This window comes from Citrobacter sp. Marseille-Q6884, assembly GCF_945906775.1.
Lineage (GTDB): Bacteria > Pseudomonadota > Gammaproteobacteria > Enterobacterales > Enterobacteriaceae > Citrobacter.
Map to the genome: position 1 here is coordinate 862318 of NZ_CAMDRE010000002.1, position 22377 is coordinate 884694.

The following is a 22377-nucleotide window of genomic DNA, read 5'->3' on the forward strand; positions in this document are numbered from 1 at the left end:
CGATTAATCGCCTGCCAGCGGAACCAGCAACACATCCACCTGACTGGTACCGACAACGCTTTTCGCTGAGCAGGATGCTCGCGAAAAGAAGCTCTGATTATGGTTGCCGTAAATCACGAGATCGACGCCATGTTTACGGCAAACATCCAGAATGTGTTCGTTCAGCGCTCCGTAGGTAATAAACGTATTTTCAATGGGATACTGCGCGTCTTTACTGAGCTTATCGATAAAGTTCTGCGTTTCCTCCTGCATCACTTCACGGAGATCTTCCAGCATCGGTGCCGCAAACTGGTTATACAGTTCCGGGTCCGAGACAAGGGTAATCAGGCTAATCCGGGCGTTAACAGGGCGAGCAATAGAAACGGCTTTCGCTAACAGCTGGTGACTTTCAGGGGTGGCAGCAACCGCGACAAGAATGTGCGTGTAGCTCATAACTCGCTCCTTAAATATAAGAATTATGAGAGAACTCTTCGGCTTTCATCGGATTACCACAATACTGCAACGTTTCATAGGGTAATAGTGTGAATGCCATCATGCTTATTCATTAATTATTCTTATAAATAGAATAATCACATTCAATACGCTGAAAAACTGTTCGTGTGACTTAAGCAAAACTCGCCGGTAATGAAAACAATACCTTAACATAAATTAAACATACACTAACATTTTCCCTATCATCACCCTGTGATACTCATTAATTAGCTTTATTTTTTAATTTGTTGTTTATAAAGGTTTTTTAAAAATAACGTTTCATTTTGAATATGTGATCAAGCACGCTATTTCTCTGAGTGATATTCACGTTTGTAAACAAAATACTATTCGCTTTTTGTGCAAAAATATTCGTGCCCCAGGAATAGGAATACGGGTTGATAGGTTTAAAAATAAGCAAAATAAAAGCTGTGCTGATGGATTTATGTTAAACGTTTAGCTGGTTTATGTGATCTCTGTCACATATTCTTTAAATTCGCAGTATGGCTCCGTTGTATGTGTAACGGGTGGCGGGTAGAGTTGCGTCGAATTAGGAAAAATCTTAGGCAATTGTAAGAATTAATGTGAGCTTGTAAGGAACGCAGCTTTCTTCAAAAGGGACTGTTTGCACACCACGTTGGTGTGTTGTAACGCTGCCAGATATTTGACCTTTTGCTTTTTTTTACCGGGCCTTCCCGGCGACATCACGGGGTGCGGTTACGCCGCATAAAAATAATGTTGGTTATTATGGATGCAAATAATGCATACATCCGAGTTGCTGAAACACATTTATGACATCAATTTGTCATATTTATTACTTGCACAGCGTCTGATCGTTCAGGACAAAGCCTCTGCAATGTTCCGTCTTGGTATCAGCGAAGAGATGGCGGATACGCTGGCAACATTAACATTGCCTCAAATGGTCAAGCTGGCCGAAACAAACCAACTGGTATGCCATTTCCGTTTCGATGATCACCACACAGTGACTCGCCTGACGCAAGATTCTCGCGTTGACGATCTTCAGCAAATTCACACCGGTATCATGCTTTCAACGCGTCTTTTAAGCGACATTGATGATGCGGCGCGTAAGAAAAGGGCTTGATGATGAGCGAAAAAAGCATTGTTCAGGAAGCGCGCGATATCCAGTTGGCGATGGAATTAATCACCCTGGGCGCCCGTTTGCAAATGCTGGAAAGCGAAACGCAGTTAAGCCGTGGCCGACTTATTAAGCTGTACAAAGAATTACGCGGTAGTCCTCCGCCAAAAGGGATGCTTCCTTTCTCCACCGACTGGTTTATGACGTGGGAACAAAATATTCATGCTTCAATGTTTTGTAATGCATGGCAGTTCCTTCTCAAAACCGGTCTCTGTAGCGGCGTTGATGCCGTCATTAAAGCGTACCGCCTGTATCTCGAACAGTGCCCTCAGCCTGAAGAAGGCCCATTGCTGGCGCTGACCCGCGCGTGGACGCTCGTACGTTTTGTCGATAGCGGATTGCTGGAGTTGTCGGCCTGCAACTGCTGCGGCGGGAATTTTATTACCCACGCACACCAACCCGCAGGCAGCTTTGCCTGCAGTTTATGCCAGCCGCCATCGCGTGCCGTAAAAAGACGTAAACTTTCCCAGAATGCTGCCGATATTATTCCACAACTGCTGGATGAACAGATCGAACAGGCTGTTTAACTGATACGGTGTGGATAAACACTCCAGCAGCGGTAAGCGATTACCGCTGCTTTTTTTTATCCTGGCCTTTGAGTTAACTGCCCGACTGCGCGTCCTGTCATAGTCAATTGTGAAAGGATGATGTCGTGCTTATCTTATTAGGTTACCTGGTTGTTATTGGTACAGTTTTCGGCGGTTATATGATGACCGGCGGACACCTTGGGGCACTGTATCAACCGGCTGAGCTGGTGATTATCGGTGGCGCGGGTATCGGGGCATTCATCGTCGGCAATAACGGTAAAGCCATCAAAGGAACGATGAAAGCGATCCCGTTGCTTTTTCGTCGCTCAAAATACACCAAAGCCATGTATATGGATCTGCTGGCGCTGCTGTATCGCCTGATGGCCAAGTCACGCCAGCAGGGCATGTTTTCGCTTGAACGCGATATCGAAAATCCCAAAGAAAGTGAAATCTTCGCCAGCTACCCGCGTATCCTCGCGGATGCCGTGATGCTCGATTTTATCGTCGATTACCTGCGTCTGATTATCAGCGGCAACATGAACACCTTTGAAATTGAAGCGCTGATGGATGAAGAAATTGAGACCCACGAAAGCGAGTCTGAAGTGCCGGCCAACAGCCTGGCGATGGTCGGTGATTCCTTACCGGCATTCGGTATCGTGGCGGCGGTCATGGGCGTGGTCCATGCACTGGCCTCAGCCGATCGTCCCGCGGCGGAACTGGGCGCGCTGATTGCCCATGCGATGGTGGGAACCTTCCTCGGCATTCTGCTGGCCTACGGTTTTATCTCTCCACTTGCCAGCGTGCTGCGCCAGAAGAGTGCTGAAACCACCAAAATGATGCAGTGCGTGAAGATCACGTTGCTTTCCAACCTGAATGGCTACGCGCCGCCCATTGCTGTCGAATTTGGTCGTAAGACGTTGTATTCCAGCGAACGTCCTTCGTTTATCGAACTGGAAGAACATGTCCGTGCGGTGAGAAACCCAACGGCGCAGCAGACGACCGAGGAAGCATGAAAAATCAGGCCCATCCGATCATCGTCGTAAAACGACGAAAACATAAAAGCCATAACGGCGGGGCGCATGGGTCCTGGAAAATTGCCTACGCCGATTTTATGACGGCGATGATGGCCTTCTTTCTGGTGATGTGGCTCATTTCCATATCCAGCCCTAAGGAACTGATCCAGATTGCAGAATATTTTCGTACCCCACTGGCCACAGCGGTGACCGGCGGAAATCGTATCTCGAATAGCCAAAGCCCGATCCCCGGCGGTGGGGATGATTACACCCAGCAGCAGGGAGAAGTCAACAAAGCGCCGAACATTGATGATCTGCGAAAGCGTATGGAACAAAGTCGCCTGAGTAAATTGCGCGGCGATCTCGATCAGCTTATTGAGTCCGATCCCAAACTGCGTGCGCTGCGTCCGCATTTGAAAATTGATTTGGTGCAGGAAGGGCTGCGTATTCAGATCATCGACAGCCAGAATCGCCCCATGTTTAAAACCGGTAGCGCGGAGGTGGAACCTTATATGCGCGACATCCTGCGCGCCATTGCGCCGGTTCTGAACGGGATACCTAACCGCATCAGCCTCTCCGGTCACACCGATGATTATCCCTACGCGAATGGCGAAAAAGGGTACAGCAACTGGGAGTTGTCTGCCGATCGCGCCAATGCTTCGCGCCGCGAACTGGTCAGCGGGGGGCTGGACGATGGGAAAGTATTACGGGTGGTCGGTATGGCCGCCACGATGCGTCTGAGCGATCGCGGTCCCGAAGACGCCATCAACCGCCGTATCAGCCTGTTGGTGCTAAACAAACAGGCAGAAGAGGCCATTTTGCATGAAAACGCTGAAAGCCAGAATGAGCCGGTAAGTGTATTACAACAGCCGGCGGCACTTCCGCCGGTAAGCGTTCCCACACCGCCACCAGCCAATCCGAGGTGATAGCGTGAGCATGGATATTAGCGATTTTTATCAAACCTTTTTTGATGAAGCTGACGAACTGTTGGCTGATATGGAGCAGCACCTGCTTGATTTGGTTCCTGAAGCCCCGGATGCCGAACAACTGAATGCCATTTTTCGTGCGGCGCATTCGATTAAAGGCGGGGCGGGGACCTTCGGCTTTACTATTTTGCAGGAAACAACCCATCTCATGGAAAACCTGCTGGATGAAGCGCGGCGTGGCGAGATGCAACTCAATGCCGACATTATCAACCTGTTTTTGGAAACGAAAGATATTATGCAGGAACAGCTCGACGCCTATAAAAACTCAGAGGAGCCGGATGCCGCAAGCTTTGAGTACATTTGCAACGCGTTACGACAGTTAGCGCTTGAAGCAAAAGGTGAAACCGCACCGGCGGTGGTGAATGCGGCCAAACTGAGCGTTGTTGACAGTACAACAATGCAGGAAGAAGAGGCGACAACGCCATCCCCCGCAAACGAAGCGAGCAAACGTCGCATCGTTCTCTCACGTCTGAAAGCCAGTGAAGTTGATTTACTGGAAGAAGAGCTGGGCAATCTGGCGACCTTAACGGATGTGGTGAAAGGAAAGGATACGCTGTCGGCAACGCTTGATGGCAATATCGCGGAAGATGACATCGTGGCGGTGCTGTGTTTTGTGATTGAAGCCGATCAGATTGAATTTGAAACGGTTGCTGCCGCGCCTGTCGACGTGGAGGCTGACATTGCGGCTGCGGCTGCGGCTGCGGCTGCGGCTGCGGCCGTGATCGCCGAACCACAGCCGACCGCCGTTGTCCCTGTGGTTAAACCCGCCGCCAGTGAACCGCAGCACGCGCGCGCAGAGCGTGAAAAACCTGCCCGAGCCAGTGAGTCAACCAGCATCCGCGTAGCGGTTGAGAAGGTCGATCAGTTGATTAACCTGGTCGGCGAACTGGTCATTACACAGTCGATGCTGGCGCAGCGTTCCAACGAGCTGGATCCGGTAAACCACGGCGATCTCATCACCAGCATGGGGCAGTTACAACGTAACGCCCGCGATTTACAAGAATCGGTCATGTCGATTCGTATGATGCCAATGGAATATGTCTTCAGCCGTTTCCCGCGTCTGGTACGCGATCTGGCAAGCAAGCTGGGTAAGCAGGTTGAATTGACGCAAATCGGTAGCTCAACGGAACTCGATAAGAGTCTGATCGAACGCATTATCGACCCGTTGACGCACCTGGTGCGTAACAGTCTTGACCACGGTATCGAACTGCCGGAAAAACGCCTTGAATCCGGGAAAAGTCCGGTTGGCAATTTGACGCTTTCCGCTGAACACCAGGGCGGCAACATCTGTATCGAAGTCACCGATGACGGCGCGGGCCTGAACCGTGAACGTATCCTGGCGAAAGCTGTTTCCCAGGGCATGGTGCTCCACGAGAACATGAGCGATGACGAAGTCGGTATGCTGATCTTCGCACCGGGTTTCTCAACCGCAGAGCAGGTGACGGATGTTTCCGGCCGTGGCGTGGGTATGGATGTGGTGAAACGAAATATCCAGGAGATGGGCGGGCACGTTGAGATCCAGTCGAAACAAGGCCAGGGGACGACCATCAGGATTTTGCTGCCGCTGACGCTGGCGATTCTGGATGGCATGTCCGTGCGCGTGGCGGATGAGGTGTTTATTCTGCCACTGAATGCCGTCATGGAGTCGCTGCAGCCGCGTGAAGAAGATCTCCATCCGCTGGCCGGAGGCGAACGCGTTCTGGAAGTGCGTGGGGAGTATTTGCCGCTGGTTGAACTGTGGAAAGTCTTCGAAGTGGAAGGCGCAAAAACCGAAGCAACCCAGGGCATCGTGGTGATTTTACAAAGTGCGGGGCGTCGCTACGCGCTGCTGGTCGATCAGTTAATTGGCCAGCACCAGGTGGTGGTGAAGAACCTGGAGAGCAACTACCGCAAAGTGCCTGGTATTTCTGCGGCAACGATCCTCGGCGACGGCAGCGTCGCGCTGATTGTTGACGTTTCTGCATTGCAGAGTTTAAACCGTGAACAACGTATGGCGATCACAGCCGCCTGATTGAGTAAGAAGGGAATAATATGACCGGTATGAGTAATGTAACTAAACTGGCCGGCGAACCGTCAGGTCAGGAATTCCTCGTGTTTACGCTGGGGGATGAAGAGTACGGTATCGATATCCTGAAAGTGCAGGAAATCCGTGGCTATGATCAGGTCACGCGTATCGCCAACACGCCTGCGTTTATTAAAGGGGTGACTAACCTGCGCGGTGTGATTGTGCCGATTGTTGACCTGCGCGTGAAGTTCAGCCAGAGCGACGTCGATTACAACGATAACACCGTGGTGATTGTGCTGAATCTGGGACAGCGCGTGGTCGGGATTGTGGTGGATGGCGTATCCGACGTGTTGTCGCTGACGACGGAGCAAATCCGTCCTGCACCGGAATTCGCAGTCACGCTGTCTACCGAGTATCTGACCGGTCTGGGGGCGCTGGGCGATCGGATGCTGATTCTGGTTAATATCGAAAAGCTGCTGAACAGTGAAGAGATGGCGTTGCTGGATATTGCGGCAAATCACGTGGCTTAAAATAACGCCGGGCGGTGATGTTGCCTCGCCCGGCTGAACGCTTATCGCTTATAGCCGGGGTGACCCGGCTTTTTTATTGTTATGCTTCCTGCTCAACCAGATCCGTTTCTTCTTCCAGCAACCCTTCTTTCTGCGCCAGCATTGCCGTGGCGATCCCGTTACCTAATACGTTAATCGCTGAGCGACCCATATCGAGGAAATGGTCGATACCCATCAGTAACAGAATACCTGCAACCGGAATATTAAAGCTCGGAATAGTCGCTGCCAGTACCACCAGGGCTGAACGCGGCACACCGGCAATTCCTTTAGAGGCCAGCATCAGTGTCAGCATCAGAACGGTGACTTCAGCGAAGGAGAGGTGAATGTTATACGCCTGCGCGATAAACATTGACGCAAAGGAGCAGTAAACCATCGAACCGACCAGGTTAAAGGAATAACCGATAGGCAGTACGAATGACACGATATTACGTGAGCAACCAAACTTCGTTAACTGCTCCAGCGTTTTCGGATAAGCCGCTTCAGAACTGCTGGTGGTAAAGGCAACCAGCACTGGATCTTTCAGCATGCTGACCAGGCGGAAGACCTCTTTTTTCAGCACCATATAACCTACGGCCAGCAGCACAAAGCAGGTCAGTACGATAGCGACGTAATAACCGCCGATAAACGAGGCATAGTTGAGCAGAATACCCAACCCCTGCGTGGCGATGACCGAAGAGATAGCGGCAAAAATAGCTAATGGCGCCACATACATGACATAACCGGTGACTTTCAACATGATGTGGGAGACCACATCTAACGCAGCGACCAGCGGTGCGTTAAATTTCTCGCCCAGAGAAGCCCCGCCAATCCCGAAGAACATAGAGAAGACGACAATTTGCAGGATCTCATTGTTCGCCATCGCACCTGCGATGCTGGTTGGGATGGTATGAGACAGAAAACCTTTCAGGCTCATGCCGCCGACGGCCAGACCGGTATCCGTGGCTTCCAGTGGAATCGTCAGGTTCAGCCCGCTACCCGGGTGTTCCAGCGTCACAACAAACAGGCCGACGAGAATAGACAGGATGGAAGAGCTGATAAACCAGATCATCGCTTTGCCGCCAACGCGACCGATGGTCGAGGTTTCACCCAGACGCATAATACCGACGGTCAGTGTGCTGAAGACTAATGGTGCAATGACCATTTTAATCAGGCGCAGGAAAATATCGGTGAGCAGCGTAATATTATCCGCCCAGGCGGAAACGACACCCGGTGAGGCATAGGAGTGAATCATCGCGCCAGACAGGATGCCCGCCAGCATGAAGATCACGATAAATAACGTGAGTTTGTTTGCATTTGTCACAAAAAAAAGTCCTCTGTCAGGAATTAACATTTTTCAAACAGATGCTCATTTATTTTAATTATTAAAAGGCATCGAAATATTCATCATATAAATTGGATTAAAGCGTAAGCGGATACAACTTTTTTTAATTTTTTATTCATTTTGTTGTGGTGAAAAAACACTAAATGTGTGATGTGAATCACATAAAAGTGCTGGTTTCGCGTGTGCTCGATAACATAGTGTCCGTAAGGTTATGTTAATCATATGAAAATTATGATGTTTTCTTGTGAGCGATTTGTGGTGGCGGAACGAAACCTCGTTGAGAACGGCCAACGCCGTTGCTGTTCTGCACTGCAGCAGGGTTCACACGTCTGTTGCTGCCTGCTCCTTTGCGAATTTTCCTTTTCCTGAACGTAAAGTTATCGCGCCGGGTGCCGATAACGTTGGTAACTCGTTTTCAGGAAGGTGCCTTATGTTTAACCGTATCCGCGTTGTGACAATGCTGATGATGGTGCTGGGGGTTTTCGCACTGCTACAGCTTGTTTCCGGTGGTCTGTTGTTCTCATCTCTGCAACAGAATCAGCAAAGTTTTGTTATTTCAAACGATCTTCGACAGCAGCAAAGTGAACTCACTTCGACATGGGACTTAATGCTGCAAACGCGTATTAACCTGAGCCGTTCCTCGGCGCGCATGATGATGGATGCGTCGAACCAGCAAAGCAGCGCGAAAAGCGATCTGCTTAAAAATGCGAAAAGTACGCTGGCGCAAGCAGCAACGCATTACGCAAAATTTAAAAGCATCACCCCGTTGCCGGAAATGGCTGAAGCCAGTGACAACGTGGGTGAGAAATATCAGCAGTACCATGCGGCGTTAACGGAATTAATTCAGTTCCTGGAAAACGGCAACATGGACGCGTATTTCGCGCAGCCTACCCAGGGAATGCAAAACGCGCTGGGTGAGGCATTAGGGAAATATGCCAGCGTCAGCGAAAAACTCTACCTGCATGCATTTGATGAAAGCGCGCGGGATTACCACTTTGCTCAGTGGCAACTCGGTGTCCTCGCGGTGATTCTGGTGCTGATCCTGGTGGTGGTGTGGTACGGCATCCGCCATACCTTGCTCAACCCGCTGGCTCGCGTCATTACCCATATTCAGGAAATCGCCAACGGCAACTTAACGCCGTCATTGACCGTGCGTGGTCGCAATGAAATCGGTGAGCTGGCGAGTACCGTTGATCACATGCAGCGTTCGCTGATTGAAACGGTGACCCTGGTGCGTGAAGGGTCGGACGCGATTTATTCCGGTACCAGCGAAATTGCCAGCGGTAACACCGACCTTTCATCCCGTACTGAGCAGCAGGCTTCTGCGCTGGAAGAAACGGCGGCCAGCATGGAGCAACTGACGGCGACCGTGAAGCAAAACGCCGACAATGCCCGTCAGGCTTCGCAACTGGCGAAAAGCGCCTCTGATACGGCGCAGCACGGCGGCAAAGTGGTTGATGGTGTGGTGAACACCATGCACGAAATTGCCGATAGCTCGAAGAAAATCGCCGACATCATCAGCGTCATCGATGGCATTGCTTTCCAGACCAATATTCTGGCGCTGAACGCAGCGGTAGAAGCCGCGCGTGCAGGTGAGCAGGGGCGTGGTTTTGCCGTAGTCGCCGGGGAAGTACGTAACCTGGCAAGCCGCAGCGCCCAGGCGGCGAAAGAGATTAAAGCGTTAATTGAAGATTCTGTATCCAGAGTCGATACCGGTTCTGTCCTGGTGGAGAGCGCTGGTGAAACCATGAAAGACATTGTGAATGCGGTAACACGCGTCACCGACATTATGGGGGAAATCGCCTCGGCCTCTGACGAACAGAGCCGGGGGATTGATCAGGTGGCGCTCGCGGTCTCTGAGATGGACCGTGTGACGCAACAGAACGCCTCACTGGTACAAGAGTCGGCTGCCGCGGCTGCCGCACTCGAAGAACAGGCCAGTCGCTTAACGCAGTCCGTATCGACTTTCCGCCTTGCAACCCGCCCGGCGTCAGCTAAGCCGCGCGATACACGATTACCTGCAGGGGCTCCGGCATCCTATCCACGCCAGGCTATTGAACAAGATTCTAATTGGGAAACATTTTGACTGATCGTTAAACCGCGGCCTGCGCCGCCTGATGGGAGCGTTGATGTTTAATCGTATTCGAATTTCGACCACGCTGTTTTTGATTTTGATCCTCTGCGGTGCTTTGCAGATTGGCAGTAATGGCTTGTCCTTCTGGGCATTTCGGGACGGTTTTCAGAACCTGAATCAGGTCGAACGGAGTAATCAGCAACGCGCTGTATTGGCCCAAACCCGCGCAGTGTTATTACAGGCCAGTACAGCCCTCAATAAGGCAGGGACGTTGACCGCCCTGAGCTATCCGCCAGAGGACATCAAAGCCCTGATGACCCGTGCGCGCGAGAGTCTCACGCAGTCCGAATCGATGTTTAAACGCTTTATGGCGACATCGGATACGTCAGAGCAAGGGAAGGCGCTTTTTGGCGCGACGGAGAAAAGTTTCAACCAATGGCACAGCGATCTGGCGCATCAGGCTACCTGGCTGGAAAACAATCAGTTGTCAGATTTTCTGACCGCGCCGGTGCAGGCATCTCAGGATGCGTTTGATGCGAACGTTAACGCGTGGCAGAGCAACATTGATCGTGTGTTGCAAACCGCAGGTGACCTGAGCCAGCGAAATTACCATATGTCGGGGGTGATTTTCGCCACCATGGTCATACTGGCGGCGCTGTTAACCAGCGGTGCGTTGTACTGGTCGCGCAAGATGATCGTCCAGCCGCTGGCGATCATCGGCAGTCATTTCGACAGCATTGCCGCGGGTAATCTGGCTCGGCCGATAGCCGTTTATGGGCGCAATGAGATCTCGGCTATTTTTGCCAGCCTGAAGAAAATGCAGCAGGCGCTGCATGAAACGGTCAATGAGGTGCGCCACGGGAGCTCAGCGATGCATCGCGGTATTTCGGAAATCGCGATGGGCAATAATGATCTGTCTTCACGCACTGAACAGCAAGCGGCCGCGCTGGCGCAAACGGCGGCCAGTATGGAACAACTGACCGCCACCGTTGGGCAGAATGCGGATAACGCACGCCAGGCATCGGGGATCGCCAAAAGCGCCGCAGACACGGCGCATAAAGGGGGTGAACAGACGTCCCGGGTAGCCAGCACCATGCAGGAGATTTCTGCCAGCTCGCAGAAAATTGGCGACATTATCGGCGTCATCGACAGCATTGCCTTCCAGACCAATATCCTGGCGCTGAATGCCGCGGTAGAGGCCGCCCGGGCGGGTGAACAGGGGCGTGGTTTTGCCGTGGTCGCCGGAGAGGTGCGTAATTTGGCAAGCCGTAGCGCGCAGGCGGCGAAAGAAATTAAGGGGCTGATTGAAGAATCCGTCACCCGGGTACACCAGGGATCGCAACTGGTTGATATGGCGTCGCGCACCATGACGGAAATTGTTAGCTCGGTGACCCAGGTTAACGACATCATGGGGGAGATCGCCTCGGCATCTGATGAACAACGCAGAGGCATCGAGCAGGTCGCGCAGGCTGTCAGCCAGATGGACTCAGTCACGCAGCAAAATGCCGGGCTGGTGGAAGAAGCCGCATCCGCCACCGGACAACTCGCCACGCAGGCCGATAATCTTTCTGCCTGTGTCGCATTTTTTAAGCTTGAAGAGCAAAACGTAGCACAACAAGAATTGGCGCCGCCGAAAGCGGTGCCCGTTGTATCCTGAATGTGATTGAGAAGGCGCTATGACATCATCTCTGCCCAGTGGGCAAACGTCATTATTGTTACAGATGACACAGCGCCTTGCGCTGTCTGACGCGCATTTTCGTCGGATATGTCAATTAATCTACCAGCGCGCGGGGATCGTGCTGGCCGACCACAAGCGGGACATGGTGTATAACCGCCTGGTTCGCCGGTTGCGTACCCTGGAGCTGGATGACTTCGGTCGCTATCTCAGCATGCTGGAGGCCAATCCGAACAGCGCTGAGTGGCAGGCCTTTATTAACTCCCTGACCACCAACCTGACCGCCTTTTTCCGCGAAGGACATCATTTTCCCGTGCTGTCTGACCACGCGCGTCGGCGCAGCGGTGAATACCGCGTCTGGAGCGCGGCGGCCTCTACCGGAGAAGAACCCTACAGTATTGCCATTACGTTGGCCGATACCCTGGGGATGACCCCGGGACGCTGGCGTGTTTTTGCCAGCGATATCGATACCGAAGTGTTGGAAAAAGCGCGAAGCGGTATTTACCGCCTTGATGAACTCAAAACCCTGTCGCCACAGCAGCTACAGCGTTACTTCATGCGCGGTACCGGGCCGCATGAAGGGCTGGTGCGCGTGCGACAGGAACTGGCGAGCCATGTTGAATTTACCAGCGTGAATTTACTGGATAAAAAATACAACGTACCTGGCCCGTTCGACGCCATTTTCTGTCGTAACGTTATGATCTACTTTGATAAAACGACGCAACAGGACATTTTGCACCGCTTTGTTCCACTCCTGAAGCCTGACGGCCTGTTATTTGCCGGTCATTCAGAAAACTTTAGCAACCTCGTGCGCGAGTTTAGTCTCCGCGGACAGACGGTGTATGCGCATGCGCGTGTTAAGGATAAAGAATGAGTAAAATCAGAGTGTTATCGGTTGATGACTCCGCATTGATGCGTCAAATCATGACCGAAATTATTAACAGTCACAGCGATATGGAAATGGTCGCCACCGCGCCAGATCCGCTGGTGGCCCGGGATTTAATCAAAAAATACAATCCTGACGTCCTGACGCTGGATGTGGAAATGCCGCGCATGGACGGTCTCGATTTCCTCGAAAAGCTGATGCGCCTGCGCCCGATGCCGGTGGTGATGGTCTCTTCGCTAACCGGAAAAGGCTCAGAAGTGACGTTGCGGGCGCTGGAGTTGGGGGCAATCGATTTTGTCACCAAACCGCAGTTAGGCATCCGCGAAGGGATGCTGGCGTATAGCGAGATGATTGCGGAGAAAGTGCGTACCGCATCGCGCGCCCGTCTGGCGGCGCATAAGCCTGTTACTGCACCGGCGACGCTAAAAGCGGTGCCGCTACTCAGTTCTGAAAAATTGATCGCCATTGGCGCGTCGACCGGAGGGACAGAAGCCATCCGCCATGTCCTGCAGCCGCTACCGCTTTCCTGCCCGGCGGTGATTATCACGCAGCACATGCCGCCTGGGTTTACCCGTTCATTTGCCGAACGCCTGAACAAGCTGTGTCAGATCAGCGTAAAAGAAGCGGAAGACGGAGAGCGCGTATTACCGGGGCATGCGTATATCGCGCCTGGCGACAAACATATGGAGTTGGCTCGTAGCGGGGCTAACTATCAAATCAAAATTCATGATGGCCCGCCGGTGAACCGGCATCGGCCTTCTGTGGATGTGCTGTTTCATTCGGTGGCGAAACATGCGGGGCGTAATGCGGTGGGTGTGATCCTCACGGGCATGGGCAACGATGGCGCCGCCGGAATGTTAGCGATGCACCAGGCTGGCGCCTGGACTATCGCGCAAAACGAAGCAAGTTGTGTGGTGTTCGGCATGCCGCGCGAGGCCATCAATATGGGTGGCGTAAGCGAAGTGGTCGATCTTAGCCAGGTAAGCCAGCAGATGCTGGCGAAAATCAGTGCCGGACAGGCAATACGTATTTAATGAGGAGCAGTATTTTATGGCGGACAAAGAGCTGAAATTTCTGGTTGTGGATGACTTTTCCACCATGCGTCGCATCGTGCGCAACCTGCTTAAAGAGCTGGGATTCAACAACGTTGAAGAGGCGGAAGACGGTGTGGATGCGCTGAACAAGCTGCAGACAGGTGGATTTGGTTTTGTCATTTCCGACTGGAATATGCCCAATATGGACGGTCTGGAACTGCTGAAAACAATTCGCGCAGACGGTGGCATGTCCTCTTTGCCGGTATTGATGGTAACGGCGGAAGCGAAGAAAGAGAACATTATTGCAGCCGCACAGGCTGGCGCCAGTGGTTACGTCGTGAAGCCGTTCACAGCAGCCACGCTGGAAGAGAAACTCAATAAAATCTTTGAGAAACTGGGCATGTGAGGATGTGATGATGATGCAACCACAAATTAAACCTGTTGATGAACATTCAGCAGGGGACATCATCGCGCGCATCGGTAGTTTAACCCGAATGTTGCGTGACAGCCTGCGTGAACTGGGGCTGGACCAGGCGATTGCTGAAGCGGCGGAAGCGATTCCCGACGCGCGCGATCGTCTGGATTACGTTGTGCAGATGACCGCGCAGGCGGCAGAGCGTGCGCTAAACAGCGTTGAAGCGTCGCAGCCGCATCAGGATGCGATGGAAAAAGGGGCGAAAGCCCTGACCAAACGCTGGGATGAATGGTTTGAAAATCCCATTGAGCTGTCAGATGCCCGTGAACTGGTCACCGACACCCGGCAGTTCCTTGGCGATGTGCCTGGCCACACCAGCTTCACGAATGCCCAATTACTGGACATCATGATGGCGCAGGATTTCCAGGATCTGACCGGTCAGGTTATTAAACGCATGATGGATGTTATCCAGGAGATTGAGCGTCAATTGCTGATGGTGCTGCTGGAGAACATCCCGGAGCAGGGCGCTCGTCCAAAACGCGAAAATGAAAGCCTGCTCAACGGCCCGCAGGTTGACACGTCGAAAGCGGGCGTGGTGGCAAGCCAGGATCAGGTTGATGACCTGCTGGATAGCCTCGGGTTCTGATGTGTGATTGCCGGATGATGAGGTTTGCGCCTCTCGTCCGGCTAACGCGTGATTAATCGGTTGTTGGCGTTAAAGCCCTAAATCCCGTCTTTTTTGTCGCTTACTCTGCCCATTGTTGCATAGCGGTTCTGGCATTATTCCCCTCTATATCTCTATCCAGGGTCTGATGCGTGGCAGAAGAAAGCGACGACGACAAAACAGAAGCCCCCACACCCCACCGACTTGAAAAAGCGCGGGAAGAGGGGCAGATCCCCCGTTCCAAAGAACTCACCTCACTGCTTATTTTGCTGGTGGGCGTGTGCATTATCTGGATCGGCGGGGAGTCGCTTGCTCGCAAACTGGCCGGAATGCTGTCGGCCGGGTTACGTTTTGACCACAGCATGGTCAATGACCCGAACCTGATCCTGAGCCAAATCATCCTGTTGATTAAAGATGCCATGATTGCGCTGCTGCCGCTCATTACCGGCGTCGTGCTGGTGGCGTTGATCTCCCCCGTGATGCTTGGCGGCTTGATCTTCAGCGGTAAGTCGCTGCAACCCAAATTCTCTAAGCTGAATCCGCTACCGGGCATTAAGCGCATGTTTTCTGCGCAGACCGGGGCAGAGTTGCTGAAAGCTATCCTGAAATCCACGCTGGTCGGCAGCGTCACCGGATTTTATCTCTGGCATAACTGGCCGGAAATGATGCGCTTAATGGCGGAGTCGCCGGTCACGGCGATGGGCAATGCGCTGGATTTAGTGGGGATGTGCGCGCTTCTGGTGGTGCTGGGTGTGATTCCGATGGTGGGATTCGACGTCTTCTTCCAAATCTACAGCCACATTAAAAAGCTGCGCATGTCGCGCCAGGATATTCGCGACGAGTTTAAAGAGAGCGAAGGCGACCCGCACGTTAAGGGGAAGATTCGACAGATGCAGCGTGCGGCAGCGCAGCGTCGCATGATGGCGGATGTGCCGAAAGCGGATGTCATTGTGACCAACCCTACGCACTATTCGGTTGCGCTGCAGTATGACGAAAACAAAATGAGCGCGCCAAAAGTAATTGCTAAAGGGGCGGGGCTGGTGGCGTTGCGCATTCGTGAGATTGGCGCGGAGCACCGTGTACCCACTTTAGAAGCACCGCCGCTGGCGCGTGCGTTGTATCGCCATGCTGAGATTGGTCAGCAAATCCCGGGTCAACTGTATGCGGCCGTCGCAGAAGTACTGGCCTGGGTATGGCAGCTAAAACGCTGGCGTCTGGCAGGCGGCAAGCGTCCACCACAACCTGGAAACCTTCCGGTGCCTGAAGCACTGGATTTCATGAACGAGAAGAATACTGATGGCTAATCTGGTCGCGATGCTGCGTCTGCCCAATAATCTGAAATCCACGCAATGGCAAATTCTTGCCGGGCCGATCCTCATCCTGCTGATCCTGTCGATGATGGTGCTGCCGCTGCCGGCCTTCATCCTCGACTTGCTGTTCACCTTTAACATTGCGCTGTCGATCATGGTGCTGCTGGTGGCCATGTTTACCCAGCGTACGCTGGAGTTCGCGGCATTTCCGACGATTTTGCTGTTTACCACTCTGCTACGTCTGGCGCTCAACGTGGCGTCCACGCGTATTATTTTGATGGAAGGACATACCGGGTCGGCGGCGGCGGGGAAAGTGGTTGAGGCTTTCGGTCACTTCCTGGTGGGCGGTAACTTTGCCATCGGTATCGTGGTCTTCATTATTCTCGTCATCATCAACTTTATGGTTATCACCAAAGGTGCGGGCCGTATTGCAGAGGTAGGCGCGCGTTTTGTGCTGGACGGCATGCCCGGTAAACAGATGGCGATTGACGCCGATCTGAACGCCGGGTTGATTGGCGAAGATGAAGCGAAAAAGCGTCGTTCGGAAGTTACCCAGGAAGCAGACTTTTACGGCTCGATGGACGGTGCGAGTAAATTTGTGCGCGGGGATGCCATCGCCGGTATTTTGATCATGGTGATCAACGTGGTCGGCGGCCTGCTGGTGGGGGTATTGCAACACGGCATGAGTATGGGAAGCGCGGCGGAAAGTTATACCCTGCTGACCATCGGTGACGGTCTGGTCGCGCAAATTCCGGCGCTGGTTATTTCCACCGCGGCGGGCGTTATCGTCACCCGTGTGAGTACCGATCAGGACGTGGGCGAACAGATGGTGACGCAGCTGTTCAGTAATCCCAGCGTCATGTTGCTCAGCGCAGCCGTACTCGGTTTACTGGGGCTGGTGCCGGGGATGCCCAACCTGGTTTTCCTGATGTTTACTGCGGCGTTACTCGGTCTTGCCTGGTGGTTACGTGGTCGGGAGAAAAAAGCCCCTGAGGAGCCGCAATCGGTAAAAATGCCGGAAAACAATGCCGTAGTGGAAGCGACCTGGAACGACGTTCAACTGGAAGATTCACTGGGGATGGAGGTAGGGTATCGCCTGATCCCGATGGTAGATTTTCAGCAGGATGGCGAATTGCTGGGACGAATTCGCAGTATTCGTAAGAAATTTGCCCAGGATATGGGCTTCCTGCCACCGGTCGTGCATATCCGCGACAATATGGATCTGCAACCTGCTCGTTATCGCATTCTGATGAAAGGGGTAGAGATTGGCAGCGGCGACGCCTATCCGGGGCGTTGGCTGGCCATCAACCCGGGCACTGCGGCAGGGTCGCTCCCGGGGGAAAAAACCGTTGATCCGGCCTTTGGTCTCGACGCCATCTGGATTGAAAGCGCGCTCAAAGAGCAGGCGCAAATTCAGGGCTTTACGGTTGTGGAAGCGAGTACCGTGGTTGCCACACATCTTAATCATCTGATTGGTCAGTTCGCCGCCGAGCTGTTTGGTCGCCAGGAAGCGCAGCAACTGCTGGATCGTGTTTCGCAGGAGATGCCAAAGCTGACAGAAGATCTGGTGCCAGGCGTGATCACGCTGACTACGCTGCATAAGGTCTTGCAGAACCTGTTGGATGAAAAAGTGCCGATTCGCGATATGCGCACTATCCTGGAAACGCTGGCTGAACATGCACCGCTGCAAAACGATCCGCACGAGCTTACCGCCGTCGTCCGTGTTGCGCTGGGGCGGGCGATCACGCAGCAGTGGTTCCCGGGTAAAGATGAAGTGCAGGTTATCGGTCTGGATACGCCGCTTGAGCGACTGCTGTTACAAGCGTTGCAGGGTGGCGGTGGGCTGGAGCCCGGTCTGGCAGACCGGTTGCTGGCGCAGACTCAGGAGGCGTTATCCCGTCAGGAGATGCTGGGCGCGCCGCCGGTATTGCTGGTGAACCATGCGTTACGACCGCTACTGTCGCGCTTTTTACGCCGCAGCATCCCGCAGTTGGTGGTGTTGTCGAACATGGAACTGTCCGATAACCGTCATATCCGCATGACCGCAACCATTGGAGGCAAATAATGCGTAAGTTGCTTTGGCTGTTATGTCTTCCGCTGATGGTACAAGCCGCTGGCGAAGGCGCCTGGCAGGCAAGTGGTATGGGCATCACGTTAAACTATCGCGGTGAGGCGGCGTCGTCTGCGCCGCTGGTTGCCAGCCAGCCGGTCTCCGGTTTAATGACTCTGGTGGCGTGGCGCTACGAACTGAACGGACCCACGCCTGCCGGATTGCGGGTGCGCTTATGCTCCCAGTCTCGCTGTGTAGAGCTGGACGGGCAAAGCGGCACGACGAATGGCTTTCATAATGTCCCCGCCGTTGAACCGATGCATTTTGTCTGGGAAGTGCCCGGTGGTGGGCGTTTGATCCCGGCGCTAAAAGTTCAAAGCAATCAGGTGATCGTCAATTATCGCTAATGTTCCGTCGGCTTAACCCTGCGCGGGCTGCTGGGCAGGGGGTTGCGGCACGAACAGATGATCCATGATCTGACGCATGACCGGCGCGGCGGTTACCCCGTCGCTGCCGCCGTTTTCCAGAATCAACGCCACGGCGACTTTCGGGTTTTTATACGGCGCGAAAGCGGTATAGAACACATGGTCTCGCAGGCGAATGGGGATCATCTTCGCATTGTACGTCTGGTTTTCTTTCAGGCTAAACACCTGTGAGGTGCCACTTTTCGCCGCAATGCCATAGGGTGCAGTGTGGAAGAACTTATAACCGGTGCCGTTCGGCTCGTTTGCCATGCCAAACATGGCCTGGCGCACCAGCCCCCAATAGGGGGAAGCGGCGGAGGCAATTTGGATCGGCGCTTGCGGTGCCTGATAAGGGGTAATTGACTTGCCGCTCTCTTCATCCTGTAAGAGGTGAGGGGAGATCACTTTCCCGTTGTTAATCAGTGCGACCATCGCTTTCACCATCTGGATCGGCGTGGCAATCCAGTAACCCTGACCGATGCCGACGGAAATGGTATCCCCCTGATACCAGGCTTTTTTATGTACCCGCTGTTTCCAGTCGCGGCTCGGTAACAGACCGTTGTACTCTTCATCCAGATCGATCCCGGTCGGTTTACCGTAACCAAACTGGCTGAGCATGGTGTTAATCCGATCGATCCCCATCATATAGGCCACCTGATAGAAGAAGGTATCAGCAGACTCTTCAATCGCTTTAGTAACATCCAGCATACCGTGACCGGTCTTTTTCCAGTCCCGATAATGGCGTTCAGTGCCGGGAAGTGTCCAGGTCGGCGCGCCGAAGAAGCTGGTCTGCGGCGTGATAACGCCATTGAGTAAGGCCGACATGGCCATATACGGTTTAACCGTTGAGGCCGGAGGGTATAGCCCCTGCGTCACGCGGTTAATTAACGGCAGGTCTTTGTCCTGTAGCAGTTTGTTGTAGTCCTGATAGCTGATGCCTTTAACAAACGGGTTCGGGTCATAGCTGGGATTTGAGACCATGGCCAGTACCGAACCGTCATGGGGATCTTCCACCAGTACCGCCGCACGCTGGCCCGCCAGCAGACTCTCTATATATTCCTGCAGATGTAAATCCAGCGTCAGGTGGATGTCTTTGCCGGCAACCGGCGGCACATCTTTGATCAGACGCACGATGCGTCCGTGGTTATCCACTTCTACTTCCTGATACCCGGTTTTACCGTGTAACTCGTTTTCGTAATAGTGCTCAATCCCTTGCTTGCCGATGTTGTGGTCAGCGGCATAGTTTTCCGCCAGACCTTTTTTATCCAGCGCCTTCAGGTCACTGTCATTGATTTTCGATACATAGCCGAGAACATGCGCCAGTTCTGCCCCGTAGGGGTACTGGCGATCTTCATAGCTGTTAATGGTGACGCCGCTATAGCGAAACTGGTTAACCGAGAAGCGGGCAATCTCCACGTCGGTTAACGCGTTTTTCAGCACGACGGGACGATAACGGCTGCTGGCTTTCAGCTCATGGCGAAACTGATCAATATCATCAGGCGTCAGGTCAACGATGGGGGTGAGTTGCTTTAACAACGCATCCATATCGCTGATTTTATAGGGGGTAACGGCAATATCGTACCAGGTCACGTTGCGCACCAGCGGGATGCCGTTGCGATCATAAATCATGCCGCGCGTCGGAGCGACGGGCAGCATTTTAATGTCATTTTCATTCGAGCGGGTTGTGTAGTACTGGTGCTGACGGATTTGTAAGTTGTAGAGGTTGTAAATCAGGACGCCAAAACAGATGACCACCAGGCCAAAAGCCACTATTACCCGTCGCAGGAAGAGCTTTTCTTCCGCCTCAAAATCTCTGAATGTCATTGACCCGTACCCGATTAATTTGCCGCCTAATGATACGGAGGCAGGGTTGAGATGACAGACAAAAGATGTTCCATCTCTCTACGGAAATGTGTCATTCCTTGTGAGTTGTTACAGATAGCCTCTTACGGACATAAAAAAGGCCTGAGTCCCAGGGAGACTCAGGCCTGTTATTCTGGGATGAACTTACATACGTTCTACGGTTTCGATACCCAGCGTATCCAGACCCAGCTTCAGCGTTTTCGCTGTCAGCTGTGCCAGTTTCAGACGGCTGTTACGAATTTCTTCGCTCTCAGCGCTGAGGATCGGGCAGTGTTCGTAGAAACCAGAGAACAGCCCTGCAAGATCGTACAGGTATGCGCACATCACGTGCGGTGTACCTTCACGCGCAACAACGGTCAGCGTTTCTTCAAACTGCAGCAGACGCGCCGCCAGCTGGGCTTCGCGAGCTTCATTGATGATGACCTTAGCGTTGGCAAGCACGCTTTCGTCGATCTCCGCTTTACGGAAGACTGACAGGACACGCGTGTAGGCATACTGCATATACGGGGCGGTATTTCCTTCAAACGCCAGCATGTTGTCCCAGTCGAAGATGTAGTCGGTGGTACGGTTTTTCGACAAATCCGCATATTTCACCGCGCCGATACCTACCGCAGTCGCCAGTTTTTCCAGCTCGTCGGCAGGCATATCCGGGTTCTTCTCCGCGACCAGACGGCGTGCACGCTCCAGCGCTTCATCCAGCAGGTCGGCCAGTTTCACCGTACCGCCAGCGCGGGTTTTGAACGGTTTACCGTCTTTGCCGAGCATCATGCCGAACATGTGGTGTTCCAGCGGTACGGAGTCAGGCACATAACCGGCTTTACGCACGATGGTCCACGCCTGCATTAAATGCTGATGCTGACGGGAGTCGATGTAATACAGCACGCGGTCGGCATGCAGTGTTTCGTAACGATATTTTGCGCAGGCAATATCGGTGGTGGTGTAGAGATAACCGCCATCCTTTTTCTGGATGATGACGCCCATCGGTTCGCCTTCCTTGTTTTTATACTCATCAAGGAATACAACCGTTGCGCCTTCACTCTCAACAGCCAGACCTTTGGCCTTCAGATCGGCAACAATGCCTGGCAGCATCGGGTTGTACAGGCTTTCACCCATCACATCGTCACGGGTCAGGGTCACGTTCAGACGGTCGTAGGTTAACTGGTTTTGTGACATGGTGATGTCAACCAGTTTGCGCCACATTTCGCGGAAGTATTCGTCGCCGCCTTGCAGTTTCACCACGTAGCTGCGAGCGCGTTCGGCGAAGACTTCATCTTCGTCGTAATGCTTTTTCGCGTCACGGTAGAAACCTTCCAGGTCAGCCAGTGCCATTTCACCGGCATTTTCCTGCTGCTGTTTTTCCAGCCATGCGATAAGCATCCCGAACTGTGTCCCCCAGTCGCCCACGTGGTTTGCACGGATCACATGGTGACCGAGAAACTCCAGCGTACGGACCGCGGCATCACCGATGATGGTAGAGCGCAGGTGACCGACGTGCATCTCTTTCGCCACGTTCGGTGCCGAATAGTCAACAACGATGGTTTGCTTCTCTGGCTGCGATACGCCCAAACGTTCGGAGGCTAACGCTTGCTGGACGTGCTGAGCCAGAAATGCCGGGTCGAGGAAAATATTAATAAAGCCCGGACCCGCGATTTCAACCTTGCTGGCAATCCCGTTGAGATCCAGATGAGTCAGCACCTGCTCTGCCAGTTGTCGCGGCGCCATACCCAGTTTTTTGGCAACTGCCATCATGCCGTTGGCCTGATAGTCGCCGAACTGTACTTTTGCTGACTGACGAACCTGCGGTTCGCAATCTGCAGGCGCACCTGCAGCAATCATGGCCTGACTGACTTTTTCTGAGAGAAGAGCCTGAATATTCACCGGAATACCTTACATTTAT

19 protein-coding genes are annotated in these 22377 nt (G+C 53.1%); 15 read left to right on the forward strand and 4 right to left on the reverse strand.

The annotated features are described in order from the left end of the window. Positions 1 to 3: 3 nt before the first annotated feature. Positions 4 to 432 carry a universal stress protein UspC gene (gene uspC / locus N7268_RS19370; protein WP_260864106.1) on the reverse strand — a complete coding sequence of 143 codons (429 nt, stop codon included), beginning with the start codon at positions 430 to 432 and terminating at the stop codon, positions 4 to 6. Positions 433 to 1228: 796 nt separating this feature from the next. On the opposite strand from uspC, the gene flhD reads away from it, so the two are divergent. The 6 genes from flhD (at position 1229) to cheW (ending at position 6685) form a co-directional block, all read left to right on the forward strand. Continuing rightward, on the forward strand, positions 1229 to 1570 hold the full coding sequence (gene flhD / locus N7268_RS19375; protein ID WP_198903857.1) for a flagellar transcriptional regulator FlhD: 342 nt from the start codon (positions 1229 to 1231) through the stop codon (positions 1568 to 1570). 2 nt (positions 1571 to 1572) lie between these two features. Then, complete coding sequence (gene flhC / locus N7268_RS19380; RefSeq protein WP_005127694.1) at positions 1573 to 2151, forward strand: flagellar transcriptional regulator FlhC; 579 nt, start codon at positions 1573 to 1575, stop codon at positions 2149 to 2151. 125 nt (positions 2152 to 2276) lie between these two features. After that, positions 2277 to 3164, forward strand: coding sequence for a flagellar motor stator protein MotA (motA, locus tag N7268_RS19385; RefSeq protein ID WP_198903858.1), 888 nt, complete (start codon positions 2277 to 2279; stop codon positions 3162 to 3164). Next, the gene (motB, locus tag N7268_RS19390; RefSeq protein WP_260864107.1) at positions 3161 to 4090 is read left to right on the forward strand and encodes a flagellar motor protein MotB; all 930 of its coding nucleotides are present in this window, start codon (positions 3161 to 3163) and stop codon (positions 4088 to 4090) included. The genes motA and motB overlap by 4 nt, the downstream gene beginning before the upstream one ends. A 10-nt stretch (positions 4091 to 4100) precedes the next feature. Further along, positions 4101 to 6161: a chemotaxis protein CheA gene (cheA, locus tag N7268_RS19395; protein WP_260864700.1), complete on the forward strand. Its 2061-nt coding sequence runs from the start codon at positions 4101 to 4103 to the stop codon at positions 6159 to 6161. A gap of 20 nt (positions 6162 to 6181) precedes the next feature. Then, entirely contained in the window at positions 6182 to 6685 is a 504-nt protein-coding gene (gene cheW, locus N7268_RS19400; RefSeq protein ID WP_198903861.1) for a chemotaxis protein CheW, read from the forward strand. A 79-nt stretch (positions 6686 to 6764) separates the two neighbouring features. Here cheW and N7268_RS19405 read toward each other — a convergent pair whose 3' ends face one another. Continuing rightward, positions 6765 to 8024, reverse strand: a complete 1260-nt coding sequence (locus tag N7268_RS19405) for a dicarboxylate/amino acid:cation symporter (protein ID WP_260864108.1) — start codon at positions 8022 to 8024, stop codon at positions 6765 to 6767. A 451-nt stretch (positions 8025 to 8475) separates the two neighbouring features. Here N7268_RS19405 and tar point away from each other — a divergent pair, with 451 nt between their 5' ends. From tar to flhe, 9 genes are all read left to right on the forward strand, one after another. Then, positions 8476 to 10131 (forward strand): methyl-accepting chemotaxis protein II, encoded by a 1656-nt coding sequence (gene tar / locus N7268_RS19410; protein WP_260864109.1) that lies wholly within the window; start codon positions 8476 to 8478, stop codon positions 10129 to 10131. Between the two features lie 43 nt (positions 10132 to 10174). Beyond that, positions 10175 to 11776: a methyl-accepting chemotaxis protein IV gene (tap, locus tag N7268_RS19415; RefSeq protein ID WP_260864110.1), complete on the forward strand. Its 1602-nt coding sequence runs from the start codon at positions 10175 to 10177 to the stop codon at positions 11774 to 11776. A 19-nt stretch (positions 11777 to 11795) separates the two neighbouring features. Next, positions 11796 to 12668 carry a protein-glutamate O-methyltransferase CheR gene (cheR, locus tag N7268_RS19420; protein WP_260864111.1) on the forward strand — a complete coding sequence of 291 codons (873 nt, stop codon included), beginning with the start codon at positions 11796 to 11798 and terminating at the stop codon, positions 12666 to 12668. Then, complete coding sequence (locus tag N7268_RS19425) at positions 12665 to 13714, forward strand: chemotaxis response regulator protein-glutamate methylesterase (RefSeq protein WP_198903866.1); 1050 nt, start codon at positions 12665 to 12667, stop codon at positions 13712 to 13714. Before cheR ends, N7268_RS19425 begins: the two co-directional genes overlap by 4 nt. 16 nt (positions 13715 to 13730) lie before the next feature. Next, complete coding sequence (gene cheY / locus N7268_RS19430) at positions 13731 to 14120, forward strand: chemotaxis response regulator CheY (RefSeq protein ID WP_038641468.1); 390 nt, start codon at positions 13731 to 13733, stop codon at positions 14118 to 14120. A gap of 10 nt (positions 14121 to 14130) precedes the next feature. After that, positions 14131 to 14775 (forward strand): protein phosphatase CheZ, encoded by a 645-nt coding sequence (gene cheZ / locus N7268_RS19435; RefSeq protein WP_045444169.1) that lies wholly within the window; start codon positions 14131 to 14133, stop codon positions 14773 to 14775. A gap of 170 nt (positions 14776 to 14945) precedes the next feature. Next, positions 14946 to 16097 (forward strand): flagellar biosynthesis protein FlhB, encoded by a 1152-nt coding sequence (flhB, locus tag N7268_RS19440; protein WP_198903868.1) that lies wholly within the window; start codon positions 14946 to 14948, stop codon positions 16095 to 16097. Next, positions 16090 to 18168 carry a flagellar biosynthesis protein FlhA gene (flhA, locus tag N7268_RS19445; protein ID WP_260864112.1) on the forward strand — a complete coding sequence of 693 codons (2079 nt, stop codon included), beginning with the start codon at positions 16090 to 16092 and terminating at the stop codon, positions 18166 to 18168. The genes flhB and flhA overlap by 8 nt, the downstream gene beginning before the upstream one ends. Further along, positions 18168 to 18560: a flagellar protein FlhE gene (gene flhe, locus N7268_RS19450; protein WP_198903870.1), complete on the forward strand. Its 393-nt coding sequence runs from the start codon at positions 18168 to 18170 to the stop codon at positions 18558 to 18560. The genes flhA and flhe overlap by 1 nt, the downstream gene beginning before the upstream one ends. A gap of 12 nt (positions 18561 to 18572) precedes the next feature. On the opposite strand, the gene mrdA is transcribed toward flhe, so the two are convergent. Both mrdA and argS read right to left on the reverse strand, forming a co-directional pair. Continuing rightward, entirely contained in the window at positions 18573 to 20441 is a 1869-nt protein-coding gene (gene mrdA, locus N7268_RS19455; RefSeq protein WP_260864113.1) for a penicillin-binding protein 2, read from the reverse strand. 183 nt (positions 20442 to 20624) lie between these two features. After that, positions 20625 to 22358, reverse strand: coding sequence for an arginine--tRNA ligase (gene argS, locus N7268_RS19460; RefSeq protein ID WP_260864114.1), 1734 nt, complete (start codon positions 22356 to 22358; stop codon positions 20625 to 20627). Positions 22359 to 22377: the final 19 nt, after the last annotated feature.

Bases quoted from the DNA above. Each gene is read 5' to 3' on its own strand.
- uspC (WP_260864106.1), bottom strand. From the start codon at position 432: ATGAGCTACACGCACATTCTTGTCGCGGTTGCTGCCACCCCTGAAAGT.
- flhD (WP_198903857.1), top strand. From the start codon at position 1,229: ATGCATACATCCGAGTTGCTGAAACACATTTATGACATCAATTTGTCA.
- flhC (WP_005127694.1), top strand. From the start codon at position 1,573: ATGAGCGAAAAAAGCATTGTTCAGGAAGCGCGCGATATCCAGTTGGCG.
- motB (WP_260864107.1), top strand. From the start codon at position 3,161: ATGAAAAATCAGGCCCATCCGATCATCGTCGTAAAACGACGAAAACAT.
- cheA (WP_260864700.1), top strand. From the start codon at position 4,101: ATGGATATTAGCGATTTTTATCAAACCTTTTTTGATGAAGCTGACGAA.
- cheW (WP_198903861.1), top strand. From the start codon at position 6,182: ATGACCGGTATGAGTAATGTAACTAAACTGGCCGGCGAACCGTCAGGT.
- tar (WP_260864109.1), top strand. From the start codon at position 8,476: ATGTTTAACCGTATCCGCGTTGTGACAATGCTGATGATGGTGCTGGGG.
- tap (WP_260864110.1), top strand. From the start codon at position 10,175: ATGTTTAATCGTATTCGAATTTCGACCACGCTGTTTTTGATTTTGATC.
- cheR (WP_260864111.1), top strand. From the start codon at position 11,796: ATGACATCATCTCTGCCCAGTGGGCAAACGTCATTATTGTTACAGATG.
- N7268_RS19425 (WP_198903866.1), top strand. From the start codon at position 12,665: ATGAGTAAAATCAGAGTGTTATCGGTTGATGACTCCGCATTGATGCGT.
- cheY (WP_038641468.1), top strand. From the start codon at position 13,731: ATGGCGGACAAAGAGCTGAAATTTCTGGTTGTGGATGACTTTTCCACC.
- cheZ (WP_045444169.1), top strand. From the start codon at position 14,131: ATGATGCAACCACAAATTAAACCTGTTGATGAACATTCAGCAGGGGAC.
- flhA (WP_260864112.1), top strand. From the start codon at position 16,090: ATGGCTAATCTGGTCGCGATGCTGCGTCTGCCCAATAATCTGAAATCC.
- flhe (WP_198903870.1), top strand. From the start codon at position 18,168: ATGCGTAAGTTGCTTTGGCTGTTATGTCTTCCGCTGATGGTACAAGCC.
- mrdA (WP_260864113.1), bottom strand. From the start codon at position 20,441: ATGACATTCAGAGATTTTGAGGCGGAAGAAAAGCTCTTCCTGCGACGG.